Source organism: Kitasatospora sp. NPDC098652 (genome assembly GCF_044760155.1).
Lineage (GTDB): Bacteria > Actinomycetota > Actinomycetes > Streptomycetales > Streptomycetaceae > Kitasatospora.
Window position 1 is genome coordinate 31339 of sequence record NZ_JBIWAQ010000016.1, and the last position, 25627, is coordinate 56965.

General features: G+C 73.8%; 25 protein-coding genes and 1 riboswitch. Of the genes, 10 read left to right on the plus strand and 15 right to left on the minus strand.

The features are described from left to right. Nucleotides 1–115: 115 nt before the first annotated feature. Nucleotides 116–1030, minus strand: coding sequence for a methylenetetrahydrofolate reductase [NAD(P)H] (metF, locus tag ACIQWA_RS28715; RefSeq protein WP_360227811.1), 915 nt, complete (start codon nt 1028–1030; stop codon nt 116–118). A gap of 184 nt (nt 1031–1214) precedes the next feature. Between metF and ACIQWA_RS28720 the strand changes: the two genes are divergently transcribed. Then, nucleotides 1215–2321: a polyprenyl synthetase family protein gene (locus ACIQWA_RS28720; protein WP_402487431.1), complete on the plus strand. Its 1107-nt coding sequence runs from the start codon at nt 1215–1217 to the stop codon at nt 2319–2321. A gap of 31 nt (nt 2322–2352) precedes the next feature. On the opposite strand, the gene thiE is transcribed toward ACIQWA_RS28720, so the two are convergent. Genes thiE through ACIQWA_RS28735 form a run of 3 tightly spaced genes read right to left on the minus strand, consistent with a single transcriptional unit; the run spans nt 2353 to nt 4622 of the window. Further along, nucleotides 2353–3006, minus strand: coding sequence for a thiamine phosphate synthase (gene thiE, locus ACIQWA_RS28725; RefSeq protein WP_360227817.1), 654 nt, complete (start codon nt 3004–3006; stop codon nt 2353–2355). Continuing rightward, nucleotides 3006–3371, minus strand: a complete 366-nt coding sequence (locus tag ACIQWA_RS28730; RefSeq protein ID WP_360227820.1) for an Rv2175c family DNA-binding protein — start codon at nt 3369–3371, stop codon at nt 3006–3008. The genes thiE and ACIQWA_RS28730 overlap by 1 nt, the downstream gene beginning before the upstream one ends. Nucleotides 3372–3413: 42 nt before the next feature. After that, nucleotides 3414–4622, minus strand: a complete 1209-nt coding sequence (locus ACIQWA_RS28735; RefSeq protein WP_402487434.1) for an NAD(P)/FAD-dependent oxidoreductase — start codon at nt 4620–4622, stop codon at nt 3414–3416. A 132-nt stretch (nt 4623–4754) separates the two neighbouring features. Continuing rightward, nucleotides 4755–4867: riboswitch (TPP riboswitch) on the plus strand. A 3-nt stretch (nt 4868–4870) separates the two neighbouring features. On the opposite strand from ACIQWA_RS28735, the gene thiO reads away from it, so the two are divergent. From thiO to pknB, 4 genes are all read left to right on the plus strand, one after another. Beyond that, nucleotides 4871–6046, plus strand: coding sequence for a glycine oxidase ThiO (gene thiO, locus ACIQWA_RS28740; protein WP_402487436.1), 1176 nt, complete (start codon nt 4871–4873; stop codon nt 6044–6046). Continuing rightward, on the plus strand, nt 6043–6372 hold the full coding sequence (thiS, locus tag ACIQWA_RS28745) for a sulfur carrier protein ThiS (RefSeq protein ID WP_402487437.1): 330 nt from the start codon (nt 6043–6045) through the stop codon (nt 6370–6372). The genes thiO and thiS overlap by 4 nt, the downstream gene beginning before the upstream one ends. 3 nt (nt 6373–6375) lie before the next feature. Next, a complete protein-coding gene (locus ACIQWA_RS28750) occupies nt 6376–7173 on the plus strand; it encodes a thiazole synthase (protein WP_360227829.1) in 798 nt (265 codons plus the stop codon). A gap of 88 nt (nt 7174–7261) precedes the next feature. Then, complete coding sequence (gene pknB / locus ACIQWA_RS28755) at nt 7262–9040, plus strand: Stk1 family PASTA domain-containing Ser/Thr kinase (RefSeq protein ID WP_402487594.1); 1779 nt, start codon at nt 7262–7264, stop codon at nt 9038–9040. Nucleotides 9041–9076: 36 nt separating this feature from the next. Here the strand turns inward: pknB and ACIQWA_RS28760 are convergent, their stop codons facing one another. After that, on the minus strand, nt 9077–9706 hold the full coding sequence (locus ACIQWA_RS28760; RefSeq protein WP_402487439.1) for a molybdopterin-dependent oxidoreductase: 630 nt from the start codon (nt 9704–9706) through the stop codon (nt 9077–9079). A gap of 230 nt (nt 9707–9936) precedes the next feature. Here ACIQWA_RS28760 and bfr point away from each other — a divergent pair, with 230 nt between their 5' ends. Beyond that, complete coding sequence (bfr, locus tag ACIQWA_RS28765; protein WP_188303977.1) at nt 9937–10416, plus strand: bacterioferritin; 480 nt, start codon at nt 9937–9939, stop codon at nt 10414–10416. A gap of 9 nt (nt 10417–10425) precedes the next feature. Here bfr and ACIQWA_RS28770 read toward each other — a convergent pair whose 3' ends face one another. Next, nucleotides 10426–10725 carry a bacterioferritin-associated ferredoxin gene (locus ACIQWA_RS28770; protein ID WP_402487442.1) on the minus strand — a complete coding sequence of 100 codons (300 nt, stop codon included), beginning with the start codon at nt 10723–10725 and terminating at the stop codon, nt 10426–10428. A 171-nt stretch (nt 10726–10896) separates the two neighbouring features. Further along, the gene (locus tag ACIQWA_RS28775; RefSeq protein WP_402487444.1) at nt 10897–12246 is read right to left on the minus strand and encodes a class II 3-deoxy-7-phosphoheptulonate synthase; all 1350 of its coding nucleotides are present in this window, start codon (nt 12244–12246) and stop codon (nt 10897–10899) included. Nucleotides 12247–12550: 304 nt separating this feature from the next. Between ACIQWA_RS28775 and ACIQWA_RS28780 the strand changes: the two genes are divergently transcribed. Then, entirely contained in the window at nt 12551–14509 is a 1959-nt protein-coding gene (locus ACIQWA_RS28780; RefSeq protein WP_402487445.1) for an anthranilate synthase family protein, read from the plus strand. A 60-nt stretch (nt 14510–14569) separates the two neighbouring features. On the opposite strand, the gene ACIQWA_RS28785 is transcribed toward ACIQWA_RS28780, so the two are convergent. Genes ACIQWA_RS28785 through ACIQWA_RS28795 form a run of 3 tightly spaced genes read right to left on the minus strand, consistent with a single transcriptional unit; the run spans nt 14570 to nt 17372 of the window. Beyond that, nucleotides 14570–15280: a response regulator transcription factor gene (locus ACIQWA_RS28785; RefSeq protein WP_360227845.1), complete on the minus strand. Its 711-nt coding sequence runs from the start codon at nt 15278–15280 to the stop codon at nt 14570–14572. Further along, nucleotides 15277–16521, minus strand: coding sequence for a MacS family sensor histidine kinase (macS, locus tag ACIQWA_RS28790; protein ID WP_402487447.1), 1245 nt, complete (start codon nt 16519–16521; stop codon nt 15277–15279). Before macS ends, ACIQWA_RS28785 begins: the two co-directional genes overlap by 4 nt. Before the next feature lie 35 nt (nt 16522–16556). Beyond that, nucleotides 16557–17372 carry a lysophospholipid acyltransferase family protein gene (locus tag ACIQWA_RS28795; protein ID WP_360227851.1) on the minus strand — a complete coding sequence of 272 codons (816 nt, stop codon included), beginning with the start codon at nt 17370–17372 and terminating at the stop codon, nt 16557–16559. A gap of 176 nt (nt 17373–17548) precedes the next feature. On the opposite strand from ACIQWA_RS28795, the gene ACIQWA_RS28800 reads away from it, so the two are divergent. Both ACIQWA_RS28800 and ACIQWA_RS28805 read left to right on the plus strand, forming a co-directional pair. After that, nucleotides 17549–18343, plus strand: a complete 795-nt coding sequence (locus tag ACIQWA_RS28800) for an alpha/beta hydrolase (RefSeq protein ID WP_402487449.1) — start codon at nt 17549–17551, stop codon at nt 18341–18343. A gap of 10 nt (nt 18344–18353) precedes the next feature. Next, the gene (locus ACIQWA_RS28805) at nt 18354–19226 is read left to right on the plus strand and encodes a hypothetical protein (protein WP_402487451.1); all 873 of its coding nucleotides are present in this window, start codon (nt 18354–18356) and stop codon (nt 19224–19226) included. Between the two features lie 48 nt (nt 19227–19274). On the opposite strand, the gene ACIQWA_RS28810 is transcribed toward ACIQWA_RS28805, so the two are convergent. From ACIQWA_RS28810 to ACIQWA_RS28830, 5 genes are all read right to left on the minus strand, one after another. Beyond that, nucleotides 19275–20021: an endonuclease/exonuclease/phosphatase family protein gene (locus ACIQWA_RS28810; protein ID WP_402487453.1), complete on the minus strand. Its 747-nt coding sequence runs from the start codon at nt 20019–20021 to the stop codon at nt 19275–19277. A 117-nt stretch (nt 20022–20138) separates the two neighbouring features. Beyond that, nucleotides 20139–21080 (minus strand): ROK family glucokinase, encoded by a 942-nt coding sequence (locus ACIQWA_RS28815; RefSeq protein WP_360227862.1) that lies wholly within the window; start codon nt 21078–21080, stop codon nt 20139–20141. A 192-nt stretch (nt 21081–21272) separates the two neighbouring features. Beyond that, nucleotides 21273–21695, minus strand: a complete 423-nt coding sequence (locus ACIQWA_RS28820; protein ID WP_402487455.1) for a DUF5304 family protein — start codon at nt 21693–21695, stop codon at nt 21273–21275. 110 nt (nt 21696–21805) lie between these two features. Beyond that, on the minus strand, nt 21806–22978 hold the full coding sequence (locus ACIQWA_RS28825; RefSeq protein ID WP_402487457.1) for an ArsA family ATPase: 1173 nt from the start codon (nt 22976–22978) through the stop codon (nt 21806–21808). A 34-nt stretch (nt 22979–23012) separates the two neighbouring features. Beyond that, a complete protein-coding gene (locus ACIQWA_RS28830) occupies nt 23013–23447 on the minus strand; it encodes an SRPBCC family protein (protein ID WP_360227871.1) in 435 nt (144 codons plus the stop codon). 370 nt (nt 23448–23817) lie between these two features. Between ACIQWA_RS28830 and ACIQWA_RS28835 the strand changes: the two genes are divergently transcribed. Continuing rightward, nucleotides 23818–25611, plus strand: coding sequence for an AMP-dependent synthetase/ligase (locus ACIQWA_RS28835; protein WP_402487459.1), 1794 nt, complete (start codon nt 23818–23820; stop codon nt 25609–25611). The last annotated feature ends 16 nt before the right edge of the window (nt 25612–25627 follow it).

Sequence of the window (25627 nt, forward strand, 5' to 3'; positions counted from 1 at the left end):
ACTGTACCGGTTCAACGGCCGGGGTACCGCATCGCGTTCCCGCCCTCGGCGGCACCGGCCGGACCCGACCGGGCCCGCCACCGGACGGCGGTGACAGGCCCGTGAACAGCGGTGATCAGCGCTGGTGCAGCCCCAGGTTCTGGTAGATCTCCAGCGTCGCCGTGGAGTGGTTGAGCGTGATGAAGTGCAGACCGGGCGCGCCCTCGGCGAGCAGCCGCTCGGCCATCGTGGTGGCGTGCTCGATGCCGATCGCGCGCAGCGCCGCCGGGTCGTCGATGACGGCCCGCAGCCGGGCCTCCAGCTCCGCCGGGAAGGCCGAGCCGCTGAGCTGCGGGAAGCGCTCCAGCTGCTTGGCGTTGGTCACCGGCATGATCTCCGGGATGATCGGCGTCGCGCAGCCCGCGGCGGTGACCCGGTCGCGGTAGCGCAGGTAGTCGTCGACCTCGAAGAACATCTGGGTGATCGCGTAGTCCGCGCCGGAGCGGACCTTGGCGACGAAGTGCCGGATGTCCTCGTCCCAGTCGGCCGAGCGCGGGTGCATGTTCGGCGAGGCCGCGACGCCGACGCAGAAGTCGCCGATGCCCTTGATCAGCTCCACCAGCTCGTAGGCGTAGGTGACGCCGTCCGGGTGACGGACCCACTCGCCCATCGGGTCGCCGGGCGGGTCGCCCCGGACCGCGAGGACGTTCCGCACTCCCTGGTCGGCGTACTGGCCGATGATGTTGCGCAGTTCGGCGACCGAGTGGTCCACCGCGGTCAGGTGGGCGACCGGGGTGAGCGTGGTCTCGGTGGCGATCCGGCCGACCATGTTGACGGTGCGCTCGCGCGAGGAGCCGCCGGCGCCGTACGTCATGCAGACGAAGTTCGGGTCCAGCGGTTCGAGTCGACGGATGGCGTCCCAGAGCTTCTGCTCGCCGACCTCCGTGCGCGGCGGCATGAACTCGAAGGAGAAGGAGCGCTTTCCGGCCGCCAGGAGCTCGCGGACCGTCTGTGCGCGGTCCGGTCTCGTGGAAGCGATGCCGAGTGCCATGCTGGCAGGTTATCCGGCGCCCGAAGGGGCCGGACAACTCGATCCCACGATTCGGGACAAGTAGTGGACGTGCCTCCGCTTCCGCACCGGCCGCCCCGCGCGCCCCCGGCGGCCCTGCTCGCACATCCGTTCCCGGCCGCCCCGCTACGCTTGCTGCACCCCAGCGAACCAGCGGAGCATCATCGTGACCTCGTCCAGCACCCGGCCGGCCAACCCCATGGACGTGGAGGACGTCCGCACCCGCGTCAACGCGGCCCTCGCCGCGTTCATGGCCGGCCAGTCGGCGCTGCTCGGCACGATCTCGCCGCAGCTGGCGCCCGCCGCCGACGCCCTGCGCGACTTCCTGCTCGACGGCGGCAAGCGGCTGCGCCCGGGCTTCTGCTACTGGGGCTGGCGCGCCGCGGGCGGCCCCGCCGACGGCGACGGGATCGCCAACGCGGCCGCCGCGCTGGAGCTGCTCCAGGCCAGCGCCCTGGTGCACGACGACCTGATGGACCGCAGCGACACCCGGCGCGGCCTGCCCTCGGTGCACCGCCGCTTCGAGGCGCTGCACCGGGACAGCGGCTGGCGCGGCGACCGCGAGCAGTACGGCGCCTCGGCCGCGGTGCTGCTCGGCGACCTGCTGCTGATCTGGTGCGACGAGCTGTTCCTGCGCTCCGGCCTGGACCCGGCCGCCGTGCTGGCCGCCAAGCCGCGGTTCGACCTGATGCGCACCGAGGTCATGCTCGGCCAGTACCTGGACGTGCTGGAGCCGGTGGCCGGCGACTCCGCCGACCAGGGCGCGCCGGAGCGGGCCCGGACCGTACTGCACTACAAGTCGGCGAAGTACACCATCGAGCGGCCGCTCCAGGTCGGCGCCCTGCTGGCCGGGGCCGGGCCGGAGCTGGTCGAGGCGCTCGGCGCGTTCGGGCTGCCGCTGGGCGAGGCCTTCCAGCTGCGGGACGATCTGCTCGGCGTCTTCGGCGACCCGGCCGTCACCGGCAAGCCCGCCGGGGACGACCTGCGCGAGGGCAAGCGCACCCTGCTGGTCGCGCACGCGATGCGGGGCCTGCCGCAGGCCGACGCCCGGCACCTGGACGCCCGGCTCGGCGCACCGGACCTGGCCGCCGAGGAGGTGGCCGGGCTGCGCGAGCTGATCGCCCGCAGCGGGGCGCCGGAGCTGGTGGAGGCCCGGATCGACGAGCTGATGCGGGAGTCGCTGGCCGCGCTGGCGGCGGCGCCGCTCGCCGACGAGCGGGCCCGCGCGGTGCTGCTGGCGCTGGCCGAGGCCGCCACCGTCCGCAAGTACTGAGAGACGACGGCGGCGACGGCCCCGGAGGCCGTCAGGCCGCCGCGCGCACCCGGCGGGCGAGCTCGGCGGCGGCGGCCCGCGGGTCCTCGGCCGCCGTGACGGCCCGGACCACGACGATCCGGCGGGCCCCGGCGGCCAGCACCTCGTCCAGGTTGCCGAGGTCGATCCCGCCGATCGCGAACCACGGCCGGTCGGTGGCCTGCCGCGCCGCGTACGAGACCAGGCCGAGGCCCGGCGCGTGGCGGCCCGGCTTGGTCGGGGTCGGCCAGACCGGGCCGGTGCAGAAGTAGTCCACGCCGGGCTCGGCGACCGCCGCGTCCACCTCGGACTCGGCGTGGCAGGAGCGGCCGATCAGCACGTCCTCGCCGAGGATCGCCCGGGCGGCCGGCACCGGCAGGTCGTCCTGGCCCAGGTGCAGCACGTCCGGCCGGGCCGCGTGGGCGACGTCGGCGCGGTCGTTGACGGCCAGCAGCTTGCCGTGCCGGCGGCAGGCGTCGGCGAAGACCTCCAGCGCCGCCAGCTCCTGCTTGGCCTCCAGGCCCTTGTCGCGGAGCTGGACGATGTCCACCCCGCCGGCCAGCGCCGCGTCCAGGAACTCGGCCAGGTCGCCCTGCTCGCGACGGGCGTCGGTGCACAGGTAGAGCCGGGCGTCGGCCAGGCGGGCGCGCAGCGTGTCCGCCGCCATCAGATCAGCATCGCCTGGGCGCGGCGCTTGACCTCGGTGCCGCGGTTCTCCCGGAGCGCCTGGATCGGGCTGCCGGGCAGCGACGGGTCCTCGGTGAAGAGCCACTCCAGGATCTCCACGTCGTTGTACCCGCAGTCCCGCAGCACGGTCAGGGTGCCGGACAGGTGCTTGACCAGCCCCTGGCCGTCGATGAACGCCGCCGGGACCTGCAGCGACTTGTTCGGGCCGCGCCGGACGGCGATCAGGCCGCCGTTCTTGACCAGGTCACGCACTTCGGTGACCCGGACCCCCCACTGCTCCGAGATGTCGGGCAGGTACATCCAGTCGGTGACCAGGGCTTCAATCTTGCTTTCGATCTCACTCACGCCACCAGACTGCCACCTCCGCGGCCCGCCGCGCACCACTCGCTACCCCGCGACGGCTCCCTTGAGCGCCACCGTGGGGTCCGCGGCGAGCGCCCGGTCGAGCACCGCACCGCGTTCGATCAGCTTCCGGCCCTGGGTGAGGTCGCGCGGCCGGTCCACCGCCAGCAGCGCGCTCGGCACCCCGTCGCGCAGCCAGAGCACCGACCAGGCGGCCTCCTGCGGGCTGCCGCGCCACAGCAGTTCGTCGCCCTCGGCGTGCCGGCCGGCGTACTGGACCATCCGCCCGAACTGCTCGGACCAGAAGTACGGCACCGGGTCGTACGGCGCGTCCGCCCCGAGCACGGCGGCGGCCGCGGCGGAGCCGGACTGCAGCGCGTGGTCCCAGTGCTGGACGGCCAGCCGGGCGCCCGAGCGGGCCGACGGGTAGCTGACGCAGTCCCCGGCCGCGAACACCCCGGGCAGGCCGGTGCGCAGCCGCCCGTCCACCACGACCGCTCCGGAGGCGTCCAGCTCGACGCCCGAGCCGGCCAGCCAGCCGGTCGCGGGCCGGGCGCCGATGCCGACCACCACCTCGTCGGCCGGCAGGCGGGAGCCGTCGGCCAGCAGCACCGCCCCCGGCTCTACGCCAGCCACCCCGACCCCGCAGCGCAGGTCGACCCCGGCCTCGGCGTACCAGGCGGCCATCGCCGAGCCGACCGCGGTCGGCAGCGCGCCCGGCACCGGCGCCGGACCGGCCTCGACCACGGTGACCTCGCAGCCGGCCTGCCGCGCGGCGGTGGACACCTCGGCGCCGATCCAGCCCGCGCCGACCAGCACCAGCCGCAGCCCGGGGCGCAGCAGCGCGCGCAGCGCCAGGGCGTCGTCCAGGGTGTGCAGCAGGTGGGCGCGCTCGGCCCCGGGCAGGGCGCGCGGGGTGGCGCCGGTGGCGATCACCAGCGTGTCGTACGGGAGGTCGCCGCCGTCGGTGCGCAGCACGCCCGGGGCGAGCCCGGTGGCCCGGCGGCCGGTGAGCAGTTCGATGCCGAGCGGCCCGTAGTCGATGTCCAGGGTGGTGGCGTCGGTCTTGCCGAGCAGCACGTCCTTGGAGAGCGGCGGCCGGTCGTACGGCGCGTGCCGCTCCTCGCCGACCAGGACGATCCGCCCCGGCCAGCCGCCCTGCCGCAGCCGCAGGGCGCACTGCGCCCCGGCCAGCCCGGCTCCGACGACGACGGCCACCCGGTCCGTTCCGCTCAGCTCTGCCACGCCCGTCACTGTACCCAGCACCGCTGAACCGGCTCTGAGCCGCTCACCACCGGACCGCTCGCCCGCCCGACACCGCCGGGGCCGCCCCCGTCTCACCCCTCACACGGCCCTTCGGCCGGGCCGACCCCCGGCGTTAAGGTGGACGCACCACACGGGAGCCCGGCGGACCGGGCTGAGAGGCGGGCTGGCACGGCCTGCGACCGTCCGAACCTGATCCGGGTCATACCGGCGAAGGGAGAAGAGCAGCTTTGTCACGCATGCCATCGGGCAGCCGCGCCGACGTGCTGGTGATCGGCGGGGGCGTCATCGGCCTCGCCGTCGCCTGGCGCGCCGCGCAACGCGGGCTGCGGAACGTGATCGTGGTCGACCCCGGCCACGGCCGCGGGGCGGCCGGGGTCGCCGCCGGGATGCTCGCCCCGGTCACCGAGCTGCAGTACGGCGAGGAGCCGCTGCTGCACCTCGGGATGGCCTCCAACCAACGGTACGAGTCCTTCGCCGCCGAGCTCACCGAAGCCAGTGGCGGCCTGGACACCGGCTACCGCCGCTGCGGCACCATCGCCGTCGCCCTGGACTCCGACGACCGCGCGGAGCTGCGCGAACTGCACGCCTTCCACCAGCGGCTGGGCCTGAACTCCAGCTGGCTGACCGGCCGGGAGGCCCGCCGGCTGGAGCCGATGCTCGCCCCCGGCGTGCGCGGCGGCCTACACGTCGCGGACGACCACCAGGTGGATCCGCGCCGGCTGCTGACCGCCCTGGTCGCCGCCTGCGAGCGGGCCGGCGTCCGGCTGCACCGGGCCGAGGCCGTCGAGCTGCTGGTGGACGGCGGCCGCGCGGTCGGCGCCCGGCTGGACGACGGGGAGTCCCTGACCGCCGAGCAGGTGGTCCTCGCCGCCGGCCCGCACAGCCACCGACTGCCCGGGCTGCCCGCGGGAGTGCTGCCCCCGGTGCGGCCGGTGAAGGGGCAGATCGTCCGGCTGCACATCCCGCAGGCCTACCGGCCGTTCCTGTCCCGCAACGTCCGCGCGGTGGTGCGCGGGCAGCACCTGTACCTCGTCCCCCGGGAGAACGGCGAGCTGGTGATCGGCGCGACCACCGAGGAGCAGGGCTACGACACCACCGTCACCGCCGGCGGGGTGTACGAACTCCTGCGCGACGCGCACGAGTTGGTACCGGGGATCACCGAACTCCCGCTGCGCGAGACCTCCGCCGGGCTGCGCCCCGGCTCGCCGGACAACGCCCCGCTGCTGGGCCCGACCGCCCTGCCCGGACTGGTCGCCGCCACCGGCCACTACCGCAACGGCGTGCTGCTCACCCCGGTCACCGCCGACCTGCTCGCCGACTACCTGGCGACCGGCGAAGTCCCCGACCTGGCACGGCCGTTCACGCCGACCCGGTTCTCCCCCGAAACCCCCGTCGCGAAGGCCTGCGCATGACCGAGACCGCCCCGAACAAGAACGCCCCGAACAAGAACGCCCCGAACAAGAACGCCCCGACCGAGACCGCCCCGACCGAGACCGCCCCGACCGAGACCGCCCCGACCGAGACCGCCCCGAACGAGATCGCCCTGACCGTCAACGGCGAGCCCCGCCGGCTGCCCGCCGCCACCACCCTCGCCGAACTGGTGGCCACCGTCAGCGCCGCCAACTCCGGCGTCGCGGCCGCCCTCAACGAGGCCGTGGTGCCGCGCAGTTCATGGCCCGGGACGACGCTGGACAGCGGCGACCGGATCGAGATCCTGACCGCCGTCCAGGGAGGCTGAACCATGGCCGACGACCTGCTGACCATCGCCGGGACGACCTTCTCCTCCCGGCTCATCATGGGCACCGGCGGCGCGCCGAGCCTGGAGGTCCTGGAGCGCGCCCTGCTCGTCTCCGGCACCGAGCTGACCACCGTGGCCATGCGCCGGGTGGACGCGAACACCCAGGGCTCCGTCCTGGACGTGCTGACCCGCAACGGCATCCGGGTGCTGCCCAACACCGCCGGCTGCTTCACCGCCGGCGAGGCGGTGCTGACCGCCCGGCTGGCCCGCGAGGCACTCGGCACCGACTGGGTGAAGCTGGAGGTGATCGCCGACGAGCGCACCCTGCTGCCGGACCCGATCGAGACCCTGGAGGCCGCCGAGACGCTGGTCGACGACGGCTTCACGGTGCTCCCGTACACCAACGACGACCCGGTGCTGGCCCGGAAGTTGGAGGACGTCGGCTGTGCGGCCATCATGCCACTGGGCTCGCCGATCGGCTCCGGGCTGGGCATCCGCAACCCGCACAACTTCCAGCTGATCGTGGAGAGCGCGGGCGTCCCGGTGATCCTGGACGCGGGCGCCGGCACCGCCTCCGACGTCGCGCTGGCGATGGAGCTGGGCTGCGCCGCGGTGATGCTCGCCTCCGCGGTGACCCGGGCCCAGGACCCGGTGCTGATGGCCGAGGCGATGCGGCACGCCGCCGAGGCGGGCCGGCTCGCCCACCGGGCCGGGCGCATCCCGCGCCGCTTCCACGCCGAGGCCTCCTCGGCGATGGCCGGCCGCGCCGACCTGGACACCCGCGAGCGGCCGGCGTTCTGAACCCGTAGCGGATGTCACAAGCCGGTCCCGGAGGCGGTGTCCGCCGGGACCGGCCCGCGCCCGCCCCACTAGACTCCCCCGGGTGGACATGGCACTGCACGACCCCCTGATCGGTACCGTGCTCGACAACCGGTACCGGGTCGAGCAGCGCATCGCGACCGGCGGGATGTCCACCGTGTACCGGGGCACCGACACCCGGCTGGACCGGGTGGTCGCCCTCAAGGTGATGCACCCCCAGCTCGCCGGGGACGAGGGCTTCACCGCCCGCTTCATCCGCGAGGCCAAGGCGGTCGCCAAGCTCACCCACCCCAACGTGGTCAACGTCTTCGACCAGGGCGCGGACGGCGGAAACGTTTTCCTCGCCATGGAGTACGTGCCCGGCCGCACCCTGCGCGACCTGCTGCGCGACCGCGGCGCGCTGTCCGTCCGGGCCGCCCTGGACGTGCTGGAACCGGTGCTCGCCGCGCTCGGCGCCGCCCACCGGGCCGGGCTGGTCCACCGGGACGTCAAGCCGGAGAACGTGCTGATCACCGAGACCGGCCTGGTCAAGGTCGCCGACTTCGGCCTGGTCCGGGTGCTCGGCAGCGCCGACGGCGCGCCCACCTCGACCAGCACCGCCACCGGCGGCACCGTCATGGGCACCGTCTCCTACCTGGCCCCCGAGCAGATCCTCCCGGACGCCCCCACCGACCAGCGGGTCGACGTCTACGCGGCCGGCATCCTGCTGTACGAGATGCTCACCGGCCGCCGTCCGCACACGGGCGACAACCCCGTCCAGGTCATGTACAAGCACCTGCACGAGGACGTCCCCGCCCCCTCGCTGACCGCCCCCGCCGTCGCCCCGGCGCTGGACGCCATAGTGGCCGGCGCCTGCGCCCGGGCCGCCGACGCCCGCCCGTACGACGCGGTGGAGCTGCTCGCCGCCCTCCAGCGGGTCCGCCGCACGCTCACCCCGGAGGAGCTGGACGCCGAGCCGCCGGCCTCCACCCGGCCCAGCCCGCGCTACCCGACCAGCGAGCCGACCTCGGTGATCCAGCCGCTCCCCGGGCCCGCCGACGCCCCGCCGGCGGAGCGCACCAGCGTGCTGGACGTGCCGGCCGAGCTGCTGGACCAGCTGCTGGTCGAGCCCCGCCCGTACGACGAGCCGACCCCGGTCCGGCCCCGCCGGCCCGGCCGGGCGCGCCGCCTCCCGCGCAAGGCGCTGCTCTGGGCGGCCGCACTGACCGCCCTGGTGCTGGCGGTCGGCGGGGTCACCTACGGGATCTCCGAGGGGCTGTACGGCTCGGTGCCGAGCGTGCTCGGCAAGGACCGGTCGCAGGCGCAGCGGATCCTGGACGGCGAGGGCATGCACGGCCGCTTCGTCGAGGTGTTCAGCGAGTCCGTCCCGGCCGGGCAGGTGATCTCCACCGACCCCGGGGTGGGCGCGCGCACCCGCAAGAGCGACCCGGTGACGGTCACCCTCTCCAAGGGCCCCAAGCGGATCGCCGTGCCGGACGTCACCGGCAAGAGCGCGGACGACGCGGCCGCCGCTCTGGCCGGCGCCCAGCTGACCAGGGGCGGGGTGACCCAGACCTACAACGACACCGTGCCGGAGGGCTCGGTGATCAGCAGCACGCCGGCGGCCGGGCAGCAGTTGCCGGAGAACTCCGCGGTCTCGCTGGTGGTCAGCAAGGGCATGGTGCCGGTCCCGGACGTCGGCGGGATGAGCCGGGACGACGCCCAGCGGGCGCTGCAGGCGGCGGGCTTCACCATGAAGGCCGGCACGGACTGGACGCTCGGCATGGGCAAGGTCGGCAGCCAGTCCCCGGCGGCCGGCGAGCGGCGCCCGCAGAAGACCGTGGTGACGGTCAACTTCTCGCTGTTCTGACGGGGTTCACCGCTCGGCCCGCACGGGGTCCACCGCTCAGCGGAGCGGCCCGTCGCCCGGCTCCTCCTGGTAGGAGTAGCGCTGCTCGCGCCACGGGTCGGCCTGGTTGTGGTAGCCGCGCTCCTCCCAGAAGCCGCGCCGGTCGGCCCGCATGTACTCCACCGCGCGCACCCACTTGGGGCCCTTCCAGGCGTACAGCCGCGGCACCACCAGGCGCACCGGGAAGCCGTGTTCGGCGGTCAGCGCCTCGCCGTTGCGGTGGGTGGCGAGCACGGTGTGCGGGTCGGCGAAGTCGGCCAGCCGCAGGTTGGCGCTGTAGCCGTACTCGGCCCAGACCATGACGTGGGTGACGCCGGGCGAGGGGGGCACCAGGTCGAGCAGCAGGGCCGCGGGCACGCCCGTCCATTCGTTGCCGAGCATCGAGAACTTGGTGACGCAGTGCAGGTCGGCGACCACGGTGGTGCGCGGCAGCGCGGTGAAGGCCGCGAAGTCCCAGCTGTGCTTCTCCGCCGAGGCGGTGGCCCCGAACACCTGGAGGTCCCAGGTCAGCGGCTTGAAGCGGGGCACCGGTCCGTAGTGCAGGGCCGGCCAGCCGCGCTGCGCGCGCTGCCCCGGGGGGAGGGTCGGGTCAGACGGCGGAAGCGGTTCTTGTTCGGACTGACCCATGGCTCCATGGTGACAGACGGCGGACGGGCCCCAGCGCGCGCCCCTTGGCCCGGGTGCACGCCCCGCCCGTACGGGCCAATGGTCGATCGTGCGCCCCCCACTTATCTCCCAAATCGGATATTCCGACACATGTCCTAGTGAGTGTGAACTTACTGGAATTTCCTCCCGATACGGTGCCAGGATGCGCAGCGCAGGACTCACCGCAGGACGTAGCGCAGGGAGGCAGCACCATGCAGGGCGACCCGGAGGTCATCGAGTTCCTCAATGAGCAACTCACGGCCGAGCTCACCGCGATCAACCAGTACTTCCTGCACGCCAAGATGCAGGAGAACTTCGGCTGGACGAAACTCGCCAAGTACACCCGGCACGAGTCGTTCGACGAGATGAAGCACGCCGAGACGCTCACCGACCGGATCCTGTTCCTGGAGGGGCTTCCCAACTACCAGCGGCTGTTCCACGTCCGGATCGGCCAGACGGTCAAGGAGATGTTCGAGGCGGACCGCCAGATCGAGGTCGAGGCGATCGACCGGCTCAAGCGCGGGATCGTCGTGATGCGGGCCAAGAACGACGTCACCTCGGCGAACATCTTCGAGGACATCCTGGCCGACGAGGAGCACCACATCGACTACCTGGACACCCAGCTGGAACTCCTGGAGAAGCTCGGCGAGGCGCTCTACCTCGCCCAGCTGATCGAGCAGCCGGAGTCCTGAGCCCCTGCCTCAGGCGACCCGCAGCGGGAGCACCGGGGCGACCGGCGCGATCGGGGCCGGCTTCACGGCGGCCGGCGCGGGCGCGTCCTGGGCCTCCGGGTCGGCGAGGCCGAGCTTCGCGGCCAGCCGGGCGGTCGGGCAGGGCCGGGCGCCGTGCTCACCGAGCAGGGCCTGGATCCGGCGCACGCAGGACCCGCAGTCCGTGCCGGCCTTGCAGCCCTTGGCTATCTGGCGGGGGGTGTTGGCACCGCCGTCGATCGCCTTCTTCACCTGGTCCTCGGTGACCGCATGGCACATGCACACGTACATCGCGGTCTCTCCCGGGGTGAAGCGCCGTGGGGCACGGAGTGGATCTTGACTAAGGCTTGCCTTAGTTCACTAAGCCTCACCTTACCCGGCGATCCGGGCATGAAAAAGCCCCTCCTGGCTCGGGAATCCCGAATCCGGAGGGGCCTTCGTCACATTCGCCCTGCTCAGGACCTACTGGCCGCGGTACATCTCCGCCACCAGGAACGCCAGGTCCAGCGACTGGCTGCGGTTGAGCCGCGGGTCGCAGGCCGTCTCGTACCGCTGGTGCAGGTCGTCCACCAGCACCTCGTCGCCGCCGCCGACACACTCGGTGACGTCGTCGCCGGTCAGCTCCACGTGGATGCCGCCCGGGTGGGTGCCCAGCGCGCGGTGCACCTCGAAGAAGCCCTTGACCTCGTCCAGGACGTCGTCGAAGCGGCGGGTCTTGTGGCCGCTGGAGGCCTCGAAGGTGTTGCCGTGCATCGGGTCGCAGATCCACACCGGCTTGGCGCCGGAGGCGGTGACCTTCTCCACCAGGGTGGGCAGGTGGTCGCGGATCTTGCCCGCGCCCATCCGGGTGATGAAGGTCAGCCGGCCGGGCTCGCGCTCCGGGTCCAGCTTCTCGATCAGGGCGAGCGCCTCGTCCACCGAGGTGGTCGGGCCGAGCTTGACCCCGATCGGGTTGCGGATCTTGGAGGCGAACTCGATGTGCGCGTGGTCCAGCTGGCGGGTGCGCTCGCCGACCCACACCATGTGGCCGGAGACGTCGTACAGCTCGCCGGTACGCGAGTCCACGCGGGTCAGCGCGGTCTCGTAGTCGAGGACCAGCGCCTCGTGCGAGGAGAAGAACTCGACGGTCTTGAACTCCTCCGGGGCCACCCCGCAGGCGTTCATGAACGCCAGGGCGTTGTCGATCTCCCGGGCGAGCTGCTCGTAGCGCTGGCCGGCCGGCGAGTTGCGCACGAAGTCCTGGTTCCAGGCGTGCACCTGGCGCAGGTCGGCGTAACCACCGGTGGTGAAGGCGCGCACCAGGTTCAGCGTCGCGGCGGACGCGTTGTACATCCGCTTGAGCCGCTCCGGGTCCGGGATCCGGGACTCGGGGGTGAACTCGAAGCCGTTCACCGAGTCGCCGCGGTAGACCGGCAGGGTCACGCCGTCCCGGGTCTCGGTCGACTTCGAGCGCGGCTTGGAGTACTGGCCGGCGATGCGGCCGACCTTCACGACCGGCACCGAGGCCGCGTACGTCAGCACGGCGGCCATCTGGAGCAGCGTCTTCAGCTTGTTGCGGATGTGCTCCGCCGACACGCCGTCGAAGGCCTCGGCGCAGTCGCCACCCTGGAGGAGGAAGGCCTCCCCCCGTGCCACGGCGCCGAGCCGGGCGCGCAGCTGGTCGCACTCGCCGGCGAAGACGAGCGGCGGATAGGAGGCGAGCTCAGCAAGGGTCTTGCGCAGAGCCTCTTGGTCCGGCCATTCAGGCTGCTGCGCCGCGGGCAGGGACTGCCAGGAGTGGCCAGTCCTCGTTGTCTCAGTCGTTGCGGTCACACGGCAAGGCTACGGGGTGCCGCGAGCGTTCCGTGACCATTGCCCGATGGGTGAGACGCGTCCCGGACATCTCGGGTGAGCGGACTCACCCGCACGGCCTCGTCCGCTACGCTCGACCCCATGCACGCGCCCCGCAACCACTCCTGGTGGTGGGCCTCCCCCCTGGGTGGCCCACCGATCGCGCGTTCCTAGACGAACACGACGGCCGCCCCTCGGGGCGGCCGTCGTGCGTTCGGAGCAGACGGCCCTCCGGGAGCGGAACCCGCACCGCCCTCGCCATCCACCCCGGAAGGAAGCCGTACTCGTGACCACCCCCGCCGAGCTGCTCGCCCGCCTCACCGCCCCCGGCGCCCCCGCCTTCGCCCTGCTGCACCGCCGCACCCCCCGGCACGCCCCGGACACCGTCGAGGTGCTGCTGGGCACCGTCGACAGCTACCCGACCCTGGCCGACCTGCCGGTCCGGGCCGGCATCCCCGCCGCCGGACCGGTCCACGACCTGCTCGCGCTGGTCCCGTACCGGCAGATCCGCGAGCGCGGCTTCGAGGCCCACGACGACGGCACCCCGCTGCAGGCCCTCGCCGTGACCGAGCAGTACGCCCTGCCGCTGGCCGCCTTCACCGCCGCCCTGCCGCAGGAGCCGGTCCGGCTGTCCGGCGGCGCCTTCGACGTGGACGACGAGGCGTACGCGGCGATCGTCCGCCGGGTGATCGACGACGAGATCGGCAACGGCGAGGGCGCCAACTTCGTGATCCGGCGCGACTTCCACGCCACCCTGGAGGACTTCGGGCCGGCCCTCGCCCTCACGCTGTTCCGCCGCCTGCTGGAGCAGGAGCGCGGCGCGTACTGGACCTTCCTGGTGCACACCGGGGAACGTCCTGCCGGAGGCGGGCCGGGTCGCATCCTGGTCGGCGCCTCCCCCGAGGTGCACGTCCGGCAGAGCGGCGGCACCGTCGTGATGAACCCGATCTCCGGCACCTACCGCTACCCGGCCGGCGGCTCCGACCTCGACTCGCTGCTGCGCTTCCTCCACGACCCCAAGGAGCTGGAGGAGCTCACCATGGTGGTCGACGAGGAACTCAAGATGATGTGCACGGTCGGCGACCTCGGCGGCCAGGTGCTCGGCCCCCGGCTCAAGGAGATGTCCCACCTCGCCCACACCGAGTACGAGCTGCGCGGCCGCACCTCGATGGACGTCCGCGAGGTGCTGCGCGAGACGATGTTCGCCGCCACCGTCACCGGCAGCCCGGTGCAGAACGCCACCCGGGTGATCCGCCGCTACGAGCCCACCGGGCGCGGCTACTACTCCGGCGCGCTCGCCCTGATCGGGCGCTCCGCGAGCGGCGGGCAGCTGCTCGACTCGCCGATCTGCATCCGCACCGCCGACATCGACCCGGCCACCGGGCGGCTGGTCGTCCGGGTCGGCGCGACCCTGGTGCGCCACTCCGTCCCCGAGTCCGAGGTCGCCGAGACCCACGCCAAGGCGGCCGGGGTGCTCACCGCGATCGGCGCCCGGCCCGCCCCCGCCCGGCTGCCGCACCCCGGCGGGCCCCGACTCGCCGACGACCACCGGGTACAGGCCGCGCTGGACTCCCGCCGGGCCGACCTCGCCCCGTTCTGGCTGCGGATGCAGGCGCCGTCCCGGGTCACCGAGGCCCTGCCGACCCTGGTCGTGGACGGCGAGGACACCTTCACCTCGATGCTCTCCCACCTGCTGACCTCGCTCGGCCACCAGGTCACCGTGGTCCGCTTCGACCGACCGGGCCTGCGCGAACTGGTCGCGGCCCACCGCGGCCCCCTGGTGCTCGGCCCCGGCCCGGGCGACCCGGCGCTCGCCGACGACCCCAAGATGGCGGTGCTGCGCCCGGTCGTCGCGGACGCCCTGGCCGCCGTCCGCTCCGGCGCCCGGACGGCCCCGCTGCTCGCGGTCTGCCTCAGCCACCAGCTGCTCGCCGCCGAGCTCGGGCTCGCGCTGGGCCGCAAGGCCGTCCCGTACCAGGGCGCCCAGGAGCGCATCGACCTGTTCGGCGACAAGCGGACGGTCGGCTTCTACAACACCTTCACCGCGCGCTGCTCGGAGGCCGACGCGGCCCGGCTCGCCGCCGAGGGCGTCGAGGTCGCCCGGGACGCCGCCACCGGCGACGTCCACGCGCTGCGCGGCCCCGGCTTCGCGGGCCTGCAGTTCCACCCGGAGTCGGTGCTCACCCGGGACGGCGTGGACATCGTCGCCGCCCTGCTGCGCGAGGCCGCGGCCGTCCGGGGCTGATCCGGCCCCGGGCCGGGCCCTCGAACTCCCGCCCCGCAGGCGGGAGTTCGAGGACCGGTCCTACAGCTCCTCGTCCAGCCCCTGCTCGATCGCGTACCGCACCAGCTCCACCCGGTTGTGCAGCTGCAGCTTGCCCAGGGTGTTCTGCACGTGGTTCTGCACCGTCCGGTGCGACAGCACCAGCCGGTCGGCGATCTGCCGGTACGACAGGCCCTTGGCCACCAGCCGCAGCACCTCGGTCTCCCGGGCGGTCAGCTGCGGGACGGCCGGTGCCGAGGCCGGAGCCGGCTCGGCGGCCAGCCGGCGGAACTCGCCGAGCACCAGCCCGGCCAGGCCCGGCGTGAACACCGCGTCGCCGACGGCCGTACGGCGCACCGCGTCCAGCAGCTCCTCCCGCCCGGCCGACTTCACCAGGTACCCGGTCGCCCCGGACTTCACCGCCTCCAGCACGTCCTGGTGCTCGCCGCTCGCCGACAGCACCAGCACCCGGACCGCCGGGTCGTGCCCGACCACCTGACGGCACACCTCGGCGCCGGGCAGGCCGGGCAGGTTGAGGTCCAGCACCACCACCTGCGGCGAGCAGGCCCGGGCGCGGCGCACCGCCTCCTCGCCGTCGCCCGCCGTGGCCACCACGTCCAGGCCCGCCTCGGCCAGGTCGCGCGAGACGGCGTCCCGCCACATCGGGTGGTCGTCCACCACCATCACCCGTACCGGCCGGTCGGTGGCCTGCGGCCCGGCGGCCGGCTGGTCGGTCATCGGCTGGTCGGTCATTGAGAGGCCTTTCTCGGAACGCGCAGTTCGACCTCGACGCCCTCCCCGGGCGCCGAGTGCAGCTCGGCGGTGCCGCCGAGGTCCAGCACCCGGCCGCGGATGGACTGGGAGACGCCCAACCGCCCGGCCCGCTCCGCCTCGCCGAGCCGCCCGGGAGCGTAGCCCGGGCCGTCGTCGCGGATGCTGACCGTGACGGCCTCCGGCTCGTCCTCCACCAGGATCCAGGCCCGGGCCGACCCCCCGGCGTGCTTGCGGACGTTGTCGACGGCCGCCCCGACCGCCGCGGCGAGCTCACCCGCCGCCGGGCCGGGCAGCAGCACCGGGGTGCTGGGGGCGGAGAGCGTGATCCGCTCGTCGGCGTAGCGGCGCAGCAGTACGGTCAGGTCGCACGGTCCGGCCGGGTCGACCGCTTCGGCCCGGTCCGGCTCCGGCGTCCGCTGGGCCGGCAGCGGGCCGCCGGTCATCAGGGCCCGCAGCGCGCGCTCCTGCTCACCGGCGAGGCGGCCCAGCTCGGCGAAGTCGGAACCGTTGCTGCTACCGCCGCCGGTGCCGCCGCCCCCGCCCAGCTCGGCGCCCCGGCGCTGGACCAGGGCGAGCACCTGGAGCACGCCGTCGTGGATGTCCCGGGAGAGCCGCTCGCGCTCCCGGGTGGCCGCCTCGACCTGGAGCGCCCGGGTGAGGGTGGCCTCGCTGGCCCGAGCCAGTTCGATCACGTACCCGATGGCGCAGCCGGCCACCAGCAGCAGCACGATGTTGTGGATGTTGTCGCCGGTCGGGCCGCCGTGGAAGAGGATGTTGGCCACCCCGATCACCGCGCCGGCCGCCGCCGACGGGCGCCAGCCGCCCTTGGCGGCGAAGCCGAGGACGGTGCCGGCCGCCCAGATGGTCGGCAGGGTGGGCGCGCCGTGGCTGATCCGGGCCGGGGCGTCGGTCATCCCGCTCATCACGATGCCGGTCACGGCCAGGGCGAGGTCGAAGCCGAGGACGTACCAGGTGCAGCGCTGCGGGTTGGCGAAGGCCCGGGTGCTGGCGAGCGTCCAGAGGATCAGCGCGCCGAAGTAGATCCAGCCCGCGACCGGGTGCAGGAAGTGCAGGTACGAGTTGAAGTACCGGAGCAGGGCGTAGCAGAGGGCCAGCACCCGGAAGTACGAGATCGCCTTCCACAGCGGGAGCTCGACGGACATGCCGCCGGCCGCCACCGCGCCGCCCACCGCGGCACCCGTTCTCGCGCCGTCCGCCATCTCCCGGCCCCTCCCCCTGGACCCGACCGGGTCGGTCAGGCCGACCCGGTGCCGTTCTGTTCCTGCTGCGCGGCCTTCTCCGCCTCCGCCGCCTTCTCGGCCTCGGCGGCTTCGGCCTTCTCCGCCTTGGCGGCGGCCCGGCGCTCGGCGTCGGCCTTCTTCTTCTCGTCGGCGATCTGCCGCTTGGCGGCGGTCGCGTAGATGTCCACGTACTCCTGGCCGGAGAGCCGCATGATCTCGTACATCACCTCGTCCGTCACCGAACGGAGGATGAAGCGGTCGTTCTCCATGCCGTGGTAGCGGGAGAAGTCCAGCGGGCGGCCGATCCGGATGCCCGGGCGGATGCCGAAGTTGGGCACCACCTGGCCGGGCGGCTGCACCTTCTCGGTGTCGATCATGGCGACCGGGATGACCGGGGCGCCGGTGGCCAGCGCGACCCGGGCCAGGCCGCCGACCTTGCCGCGGTACAGCTTGCCGTCGGGCGAGCGGGTGCCCTCGGGGTAGACGCCGAACAGCTCGCCGCGGTCCAGCACCGCGATGGCGCTGCGGATCGCGGCCTCGCCGGCGCCGCGCACGCCCGAGCGGTCCACCGGCAGCTGGCCGACGCCCTTGAAGAAGGCGGCGGTCAACCGGCCCTTGAGGCCAGGGGTGTTGAAGTACTCGGCCTTCGCGATGAAGGTCACCCGACGCCTGATCAGCGCGGGGAAGAAGAACGAGTCCGAGAAGGAAAGGTGGTTGCTCGCGATGATCGCCGCACCTTCGGTGGGGATGTTCTCCTCACCCTCGATCCACGGCCGGAAGAAGATCCGAAGCAGTGGCGCGACGATCATCTTCATCAGTCGGTAGAACAACCCGGGCCTCCTGTTATGCGGACCGGTCGATCCTAATGCCCCGCGGCCACCCGCTGTGCCCGGGCCCGCCGTAGGGGGTGTACGTCCCGGCGCGGGGCGTGGGACGATGCGGATTCCTGCAGCTCCCCTCTCAGCGTCCCCTCCCCCAGCGCCACCCGCCCGCGAAGGAGTCCGCCATGCCGCTGCTGCCCGGTGCCGAACCGTACCGCCACCGTGGCGGACCGGTCGGGGTGCTGCTGTGCCACGGCTTCACCGGGTCCCCCCAGTCGCTGCGGCCGTGGGCCGAGGAACTGGCGGCGGCCGGGTTCACCGTCTCGCTCCCGTTGCTGCCCGGGCACGGGACCCGTTGGCAGGACATGCAGGTCACCCGGTGGGAGGACTGGTACGCGACGGTCGAGCGCGAGCTGCTGACCCTCGCCGAGGAGTGCGAGCAGGTGTTCGTCTGCGCGCTGTCGATGGGCGGCGCGCTGGCGCTGCGACTGGCCGCGCTGCACGGCGCCACGGTGTCCGGGCTGGTGCTGGTCAACCCGTCGGTGCGCTCGGACAACCCCGCCGGGGTACTGCTGCCGGTGCTGCGACACCTCGTCCCGAGCATCCCGGGGATCGCCAACGACATCCACAAGCCCGGCGCCCGGGAGCTCGGCTACGACCGGACACCGCTGCACGCCGCGCGGTCGCTGAGCCGGCTGTGGCAGGAGGTCCAGCGGCGGCTGCCCGAGGTGACCCAGCCGGTGCTGCTCTTCCACAGCCCGCAGGACCACGTGGTCTCGCCGGCCAACTCGGACCTGGTGCTGGCCCGGATATCCTCGACGGACGTGACGGAACGGCTGTGCCAGCGCAGTTTCCACGTCGCGACGCTGGACCACGACGCGGCGGAAATATTCGCGGCGAGCCTGGACTTCATCCGACGGCTGGCTCCCGCGCACGCGGCGGGCGCCGACAGGGCCGAATCCGACGATCACCATGGCTGAAGGGCCGGAAGTGCACGAGAGCAGCACGGCGGGCGGCGGGGACGACAAGCCCCGCGAGGACGGCGCGCGGACGGACGGAGCGCGCACCGACGGTGTGCCGAAGGACGCCACCGCCCAGGGGGACACCGCCGGCGGGGGGAACGCCACCGTCCACGGGGACGGCACGGTCCAGAACGGCGGCGTCCAGAACAGCGGCGTCCAGAGCAGCGGCGTCCAGGACAGCGGCGTCCAGGGCGGCCCGGCCGCGGGCGGTACGGAGGCCGACGGCGCCGCGCCGGCGGGGCCCGCCGGGGAGGACACCACGGCTGCGGCGCCGTCCCGCCCGCGCCGCAGCGCTCCCGAGCGCAGCCAGGCCGAGCAGGACGCGATCTTCGCGGCCCTGGTCGCCCAGTTCGACGACCCGGTCGACCTCACCAACCCCAACTGGCCCGAGGTCGAGAACCTCCGGGCGCAGAACGAACTCAAGGGCGGCTACAAGGACGGTTACAAGGACGGCGGCCCCAAGGCCGGCCAGGGCGACCCGGACGACCTCTCGGACCTCGCCCCGCAGCCGCGCGCCCGCTCCGGCCGTCCCGTCCTCCCGGCCTCGGCCCCGGGTCCGCGTGACTTCGAGCTGGCCGAGGACACCGACGAGGGCCACTTCGTCCCGCCGGAGCCCCCGCCGCTGCCGCCCGCCGACACCACCGCCAAGTTCGCCTGGCTGGCCGTACTCGGCGGCCCGGCCCTGCTGCTGATCGACGCGGTGGTGTGGCGGGAGATCTCCGGCTGGCCCGCCTGGGTCGGGGTCACCGCCTTCCTCGGCGGCTTCGTCACCCTGGTCGCCCGGATGAAGGACCGCGACGAGGACGAGCCGGAGGACCCGGACCACGGCGCCGTCGTCTAGGACCGCCCATCTGGCGTGGATCGTGGCGGGCCCTGCCGGGTCGCGAGGTCAGGCTGCCGGGAGCTCCAGCACGGCCAGCACCGGCAGGTGGTCGGTCGCGGCCCGCAGGTCGGCCCCGGTGACCCCGGGCAGCCCGTGCGGCACCCCGCAGCCGAGGACGGTGATCCCGGGCGTGGCGAAGACGGCGTCGATCCGCTGGTAGGGGTTCTCCGGAACGGACGTGAACTCGCCGCCCCAGGGCGCGGTCGGGTACCCGTCCCGCATCCGGGAGGCCAGCAGCTGCCAGCCCGGCCCGTCCGGGTGCTCGTTGAAGTCCCCTGCCACGACGCCGTGTTCGGTGATCGCGAGCTGGTCGAGCAGCAGCTCGAACTGCCCGTACCGCTCCTCCGGGTCCAGGCTGAGGTGGCAGCTGGTGACGGTGAACGGCGCGGTACCGGGCAGCCGCAGCAGCGCGGTGGCGAAGCCGCGCGCGTGCAGGCCGCGGGTCTTGGGCAGCAGCCGGTCGTACACGCCCAGCACCTCGACCGCGCCGGGCCGGCCGAGCAGCAGCGGTCCGGCGGCGGTGCGCCCGCCCCCGGCCAGGACGGCCGTCCCGGTGTTCCGGGCCAGCCAGGCGGCCTGGCCCTCCGGGCGCCAGTAGCGCGGTGACTCCTGGACGCAGACCAGGTCGGGCGCGCAGGCCCGGATCACCCGCGCCAGCGCCCGCCGGTCGTCGCGCAGCGAACGGATGTTGTAGCTGAGCAGGCGCAGTCGGCGCGGGCCGCCCGGCGGCGGTTCGACGGGTGCGGCGGTCATGGTCCTCCCCTGGTGCGGTGTCCTGGGAAGGACGGTAGTGCGACGGCGGCGGCGCGTCCGGGATTGGTCGGGGCCCGGTCGCACCGCCGCCGGCGGGTCTGGCAGGAGGTACCGCGGTCAGGTGCGGGCGAGGTCCGCCGCGCCGACGATGCCGGCCGCGGAGCCCATGGAGGCCAGCACGACCTCGGCACGGGGGCGGTGCACCCCGCCGGTCAGGTAGTGCTCGAAGGCCTTGGCGACCGGGTCGAGCAGCAGCCGGCCGGAGTCGGAGACGCCGCCGCCGAGCACGAACACGCCCGGGTCGAACAGCGCGGCGAGGTCGGCCATGCCGCGGCCCAGCCAGTCGGCCAGCTCGGCGTAGCACTCCAGGGCGAGCGGGTCGCCCTCCTCGGCCGCCTCGGTGATGTGGATGCCGCGGATGGTCTCGGCGACGCCGTCGTTGAGGTCCAGCATCCGCTTGCCGCGCACCGGGTCGGCCGCGGCCTTCTCCCGGCCGTAGCGGCGCAGCGCGCGCCCGGAGCCGTACTGCTCCCAGCAGCCCTTGCCACCACAGCCGCACTGGAGGCCGTCCGGGACCATGTTGAGGTGGCCGATCTCACCGGCCACGCCGAAGCGGCCGCGGTGCAGCCGCCCGTCGAGCACGATGCCGCCGCCGATGCCGGTGCCGACGGTGATCAGCACCATGTCCTGGTGGTCGGCGGCCGCGCCGAAGCGGAACTCGGCCCAGGCGGCGCAGTTGGCGTCGTTCTCGACCACCGCGGACAGGCCGGTGAGCTCCTCGATCCGGCCGCGCAGCGGCTCGTTCTCCCAGTCGATGTTGGGCGCGAAGATCACCGTGGAGCGGTTGCTGTCGACGAAGCCGGGGGCTCCGACGCCGACGGCGGTGACACCGGGGTGCTGCTCCTTGAGCTCGCGCACGGCCTGCGCGATGGCGTCGACCGCCCACTGGGGGTCGGCCGGGGTGGGCACCCGGGTCCGCGCCAGGATCGCACCCGCCTCGTCGACCACGCCTGCCGCGATCTTGGTCCCGCCGACATCGACGCCGATGGTCAGAGCCATGTGTCCCTCAGCTATTCACTCGTTCCCGCTGGACGGAACGGTACCGCCCAACCCTGCCCCCGTACACAGCCTCGCATACATTATCCGAAGACAATTCTGGGACTGCCGGGCCGGGATGCTTCAAAAGTCGTATCGAATTTCCCTCTTCGTGACGTACGGGAGCAGCCTGATCACGCTGCGGAATTCACGGATTCACTGCTTGGCGGACGGCCCGTCAGCCCCGTCAGCCCCGTCGGCGTCCGCGGCATCTTCGGCCCGGCCGGGCGCGTCGAGGTCGATCTTCTCCACCGACGCCCCCTCCCCGGCCGTCCAGCGCTGCTCGTGCCCGGCCACCGCGGCCCGGTAGGCGGCCAGCAGCTCGGCCCCGGCGGCGGCCAGCCCGGAGCCGGCCGCGGCGAGGTGCGAGTAGACCTCCGGCTGCTGGGTGCGCAGGCGGTCGGCCAGCCCGGAGAGGGTGATCAGGGTGGTGGCGCTGGTCTCCTGCGCCTTCTCGCCGACGGCGGCGGCGAACCGGCGCACCTCGTCCACCAGCGGGCCCAGCTCCGGTCCGAACGGGTGGGACGGCCCGCTCCCCTGCTCCGTGCCGGGCTCGGTACGGTCGTCGGTGCTGGTCATCGCGGGCGCCTCCTCAGCCGTGGCCGCACCCCGCGGCCCCGTTCGGGCCGACGCTACCCGACCGGCCGGGCCCCGAGCCCCGCTGATTCGACCCGGGGCCGGAAGGCCCGTCAGCCCTGCGGCCAGAGCGAAGGGTCGGGCGCGAACCGCACCGACAGCACGCCCTCGTGCAGCCCCGCCCCGGCGACCGTGCAGCGGCGCAGCGCGGCGGGCAGCGGGAGCACCCGGCGGTGGGCCCCGAGGCCGACCACCAGGTCGTCGCCCCGGCGGACCAGGTCCAGTCCGGAGCGGTCGGCGCCGGGCAGGTCGAGGTGCCAGACCAGCAGGCCGTCCTCGGCCAGCCGGTCCTCGACCGGCCAGGGCTGCGGTTCGAGCCGCTCGGGGCCGGGCCCAGCCCCGTACAGCCGGTCGGCGACGGCCTCCAGGGTGGCCTCGGCCAGGCCGGTGACCAGCACCGGGGCGTCGGTCTCGGCGGCGAGCCGGTCCAGCTCCTGCTGGCGGCGGCGGGCCAGCTCGGCCAGCCAGGGGTCGGGCGAGGCGAGGGCGGCGGGCGGCAGCGCGCCGTGCACCACGACGGCGTCCGGCCGGTGGCCGTACAGCGCGAGCCCGGCCCGGACCCGGCGCAGCTGCTCGTACGGGTGGCCGTCGGCGGAGACGACCAGCCGCACGCTGGTGCCCGGGTCGCTGATCGCGGCGCGGGACTCGGCGAGCACCGCCGCGGCCTTGGTGCGCCCCTCGTACAGCCACTCGGCGGGCATCGGGACGCCGGCCAGCCCGGCCAGCAGCGGGCGCAGCGCGCGGGCGGCCTGCCGCTGCTCGGGGACCAGCCGCTCCAGGTAGCGGGTGAGCTGCTCGGGCAGGGCGAGGGTGGCGATCAGCTCGGCGGGTGCCGGGGCGAGCACCACCAGGACGTCCTGGTCGGCGGCGGGCAGCGCGCGCAGCAGGGCGAGCCGGGCGATGCCGGGGAGGGCGGTCAGCTCCTCGGGGTCGAGCTGTTCGGCACCGAGCAGGTCGAGGGCGGGCTTGAGCCGGCCGGTGAGCTCGCCGACGGCGTAGCGGAAGGCGGCCTGCTCGTCGATCCGGGAGACCGTCAGGCCCGGCGCGTAGCGAAGCGGTTCCGGCTCCAGCCGGGTGCCGAGCGCGGAGTCCAGGGCGCGGTGCGGGTCGTCGGCGGCCAGCAGCCAGGTGCGGTGGCCGCGCCGGGCGGCGTGCAGGGCGGTGGCGGCGGCCACGACGGGTGCGCCCGCGTCGCCGCTGACCAGGATGGTGCGTGTCGCCGTCATGCCGTCAGCCCCCGTTCCGCCGTGCCCGGGCCCGTCAGCCCTCGACGCGCTTCTTCAGGCCGGCCAGGGCGCGGTCGATGATGACCTTCTCGGCCTTGCGCTTGATCATGCCGAGCATCGGGATCTTGACGTCCACGGCGAGCTGGTAGGTGGCCTCGGTGCGGCCGCCGGACAGCGGGGCGAGGGTGTAGGAGCCGTCCAGCGAGCGGAGCATCTGGCTGCGGACGAGGGTCCAGCTGACCTCGCGGTCGCCGTCCCAGGTGTAGGCGAGGGTGTGTTCGTCGCGGATGGCGCCGGCGTCGAGCAGCAGCCGGACCTGGGCGGCGCGGCCGTCCTCGCCGCTCTCCAGGACCTCGATCTCCTTGACCTCACCGGTCCAGGCCGGGTAGGCGGCGAAGTCCGCGATCACGGCCATGACCGCGGCCGGGGTCGCGTCGATGATGATGCTCGACCTGGTGTGCTCCGCCATGGAAAGGCCCTCCGCCTCGTCCTTCTGCCTGCCCGGTCCGGTCGGGGCACGCTCGGCCCGATCCGCCCGGAGCAGGCTATCGCGACCGGCGATCTCCTCGGCGGCGCGGGCACCGGCGACGGCGGGCGGGATGAAGGCGGCGGGCGGGGCTGGACGGCCCAGGGGACGGCGGGCAGGACGGCCGGCGGGGCATGCTACCGGCCGGTCACCTGTGGGCTGCCGTAGGGTGCCAGTCGAACGACCCGGTCACGGCCTGGTCCGACCCGGCCGGGTGTGACACTTCGAACACCGGGGCCGACCCCCCTGGTCGAAGCTGCCTACCGGGCAGTAACGTCCTGCCGTCCCGCAGCGTCGCGAACGAGGAGCAGTCTTGCTCGACTTCAGCCTTCCGGCCCTCTACCAGGTACCGAGCGGCGGTAACCTCTCCGACCCTGTGCACCGGAACGCCGAGGTGCACCCGGACGTCGCGGTGCTCAGCCGGAAGGTGGACGGCCGCTGGCAGGAGTTGACCTCGGTCCAGTTCCTCGCCGAGGTGCACGCCGCCGCGAAGGGCCTGATCGCCGCGGGCATCGAGCCCGGCGACCGGGTGGGCGTCATGTCCCGCACCCGGTACGAGTGGACGCTGCTGGACTTCGCGATCTGGACGGCCGGCGCGATCACCGTGCCGGTCTACGAGACCTCCTCGGCCGAGCAGGTCGAGTGGATCCTCGGCGACTCCGGCGCCGTCGCCCTCGTCACCGAGACCGACCGGCACGTCGAGGTGGTCGCCGAGGTCCGCGACCGGCTGCCGGAGTTGAAGCACACCTGGCAGATCGAGGGCGGCGCGCTCGCCGCACTGGCCGAGGCCGGCCGGGGCGTCCCGGACGCGACCGTCCAGGAGCGCCGGGCGATCGCCGGCCCCGACGACATCGCCACCATCGTCTACACCTCGGGCACCACCGGCCGCCCGAAGGGCTGCCAGCTGACCCACGGCAACTTCCTCGCCGAGTGCGGCAACGTGGTCGAGCGCCTGACCCCGCTGTTCCGCACCGGTGAGAGCTCCGTGCTGCTCTTCCTGCCGCTGGCCCACGTGCTCGCCCGGATCGCCGAGATCGCCCCGGTGATGGCCCCGATCAAGCTGGGCCACGTCTCGGACATCAGGGACGTCACCGCCGAGCTTGCGTCGTTCCGGCCGACCCTGATCCTGGGCGTGCCCAGAGTGTTCGAGAAGGTCTACAACACCGCCCGCGCCAAGGCCCAGGCCGACGGCAAGGGCAAGATCTTCGACAAGGCCGCGGAGACCGCGATCGCCTACAGCCGGGCGCTGGACGCCGGCGGCGCGGGCCTGGTGCTGCGGCTCAAGCACGCCGTCTTCGACAAGCTGGTCTACAGCAAGCTGCGGGCCGCCCTCGGCGGCCGGGCCACCCACGCGATCTCCGGCGGCGCCCCGCTCGGCGAGCGGCTCGGCCACTTCTACCGGGGCATCGGCTTCACCGTGCTGGAGGGCTACGGCCTGACCGAGACCTGCGCGGCCACCGCCTTCAACCCGTGGGACAAGCCGAAGATCGGTACGGTCGGCCAGCCCGTCCCCGGCGCCTCGGTCCGGATCGCCGAGGACGGCGAGGTCTACTTCAAGGGCCCGCACGTCTTCACCGGCTACTGGAACAACCCGCAGGCCACCGCCGACACCCTCAAGGACGGCTGGATCGCCACCGGCGACCTCGGCGCGCTGGACTCCGAGGGCTACCTGACCATCACCGGCCGCAAGAAGGAGATCATCGTCACCGCGGGCGGCAAGAACGTCGCCCCGGCCGTGATCGAGGACCGCATCCGGGCCCACGCCCTGGTCGGCGAGGTCATGGTGGTCGGCGACCGCAAGCCCTTCATCGCCTGCCTGATCACCGTCGACCCGGACTTCTTCCCGAAGTGGAAGGAGCTCAACGGCAAGCCCGCCACCGCCACCGTCGCCGAGCTCGCCGAGGACCCGGACCTGCTGGCCGCCCTGCAGTCCGCCGTGGACGACGGCAACGCGGCCGTCTCGCACGCCGAGGCGGTCAAGAAGTTCCGCCTGCTGGACACCGAGTTCTCCGAGGAGAGCGGCCACCTGACGCCCTCTCTCAAGCTCAAGCGCAACGTGGTGCTCAAGGACTACGCCGCCGAGATTGAGGCGCTGTACCGGAAGTAGGGCCGCACCGGCGGCA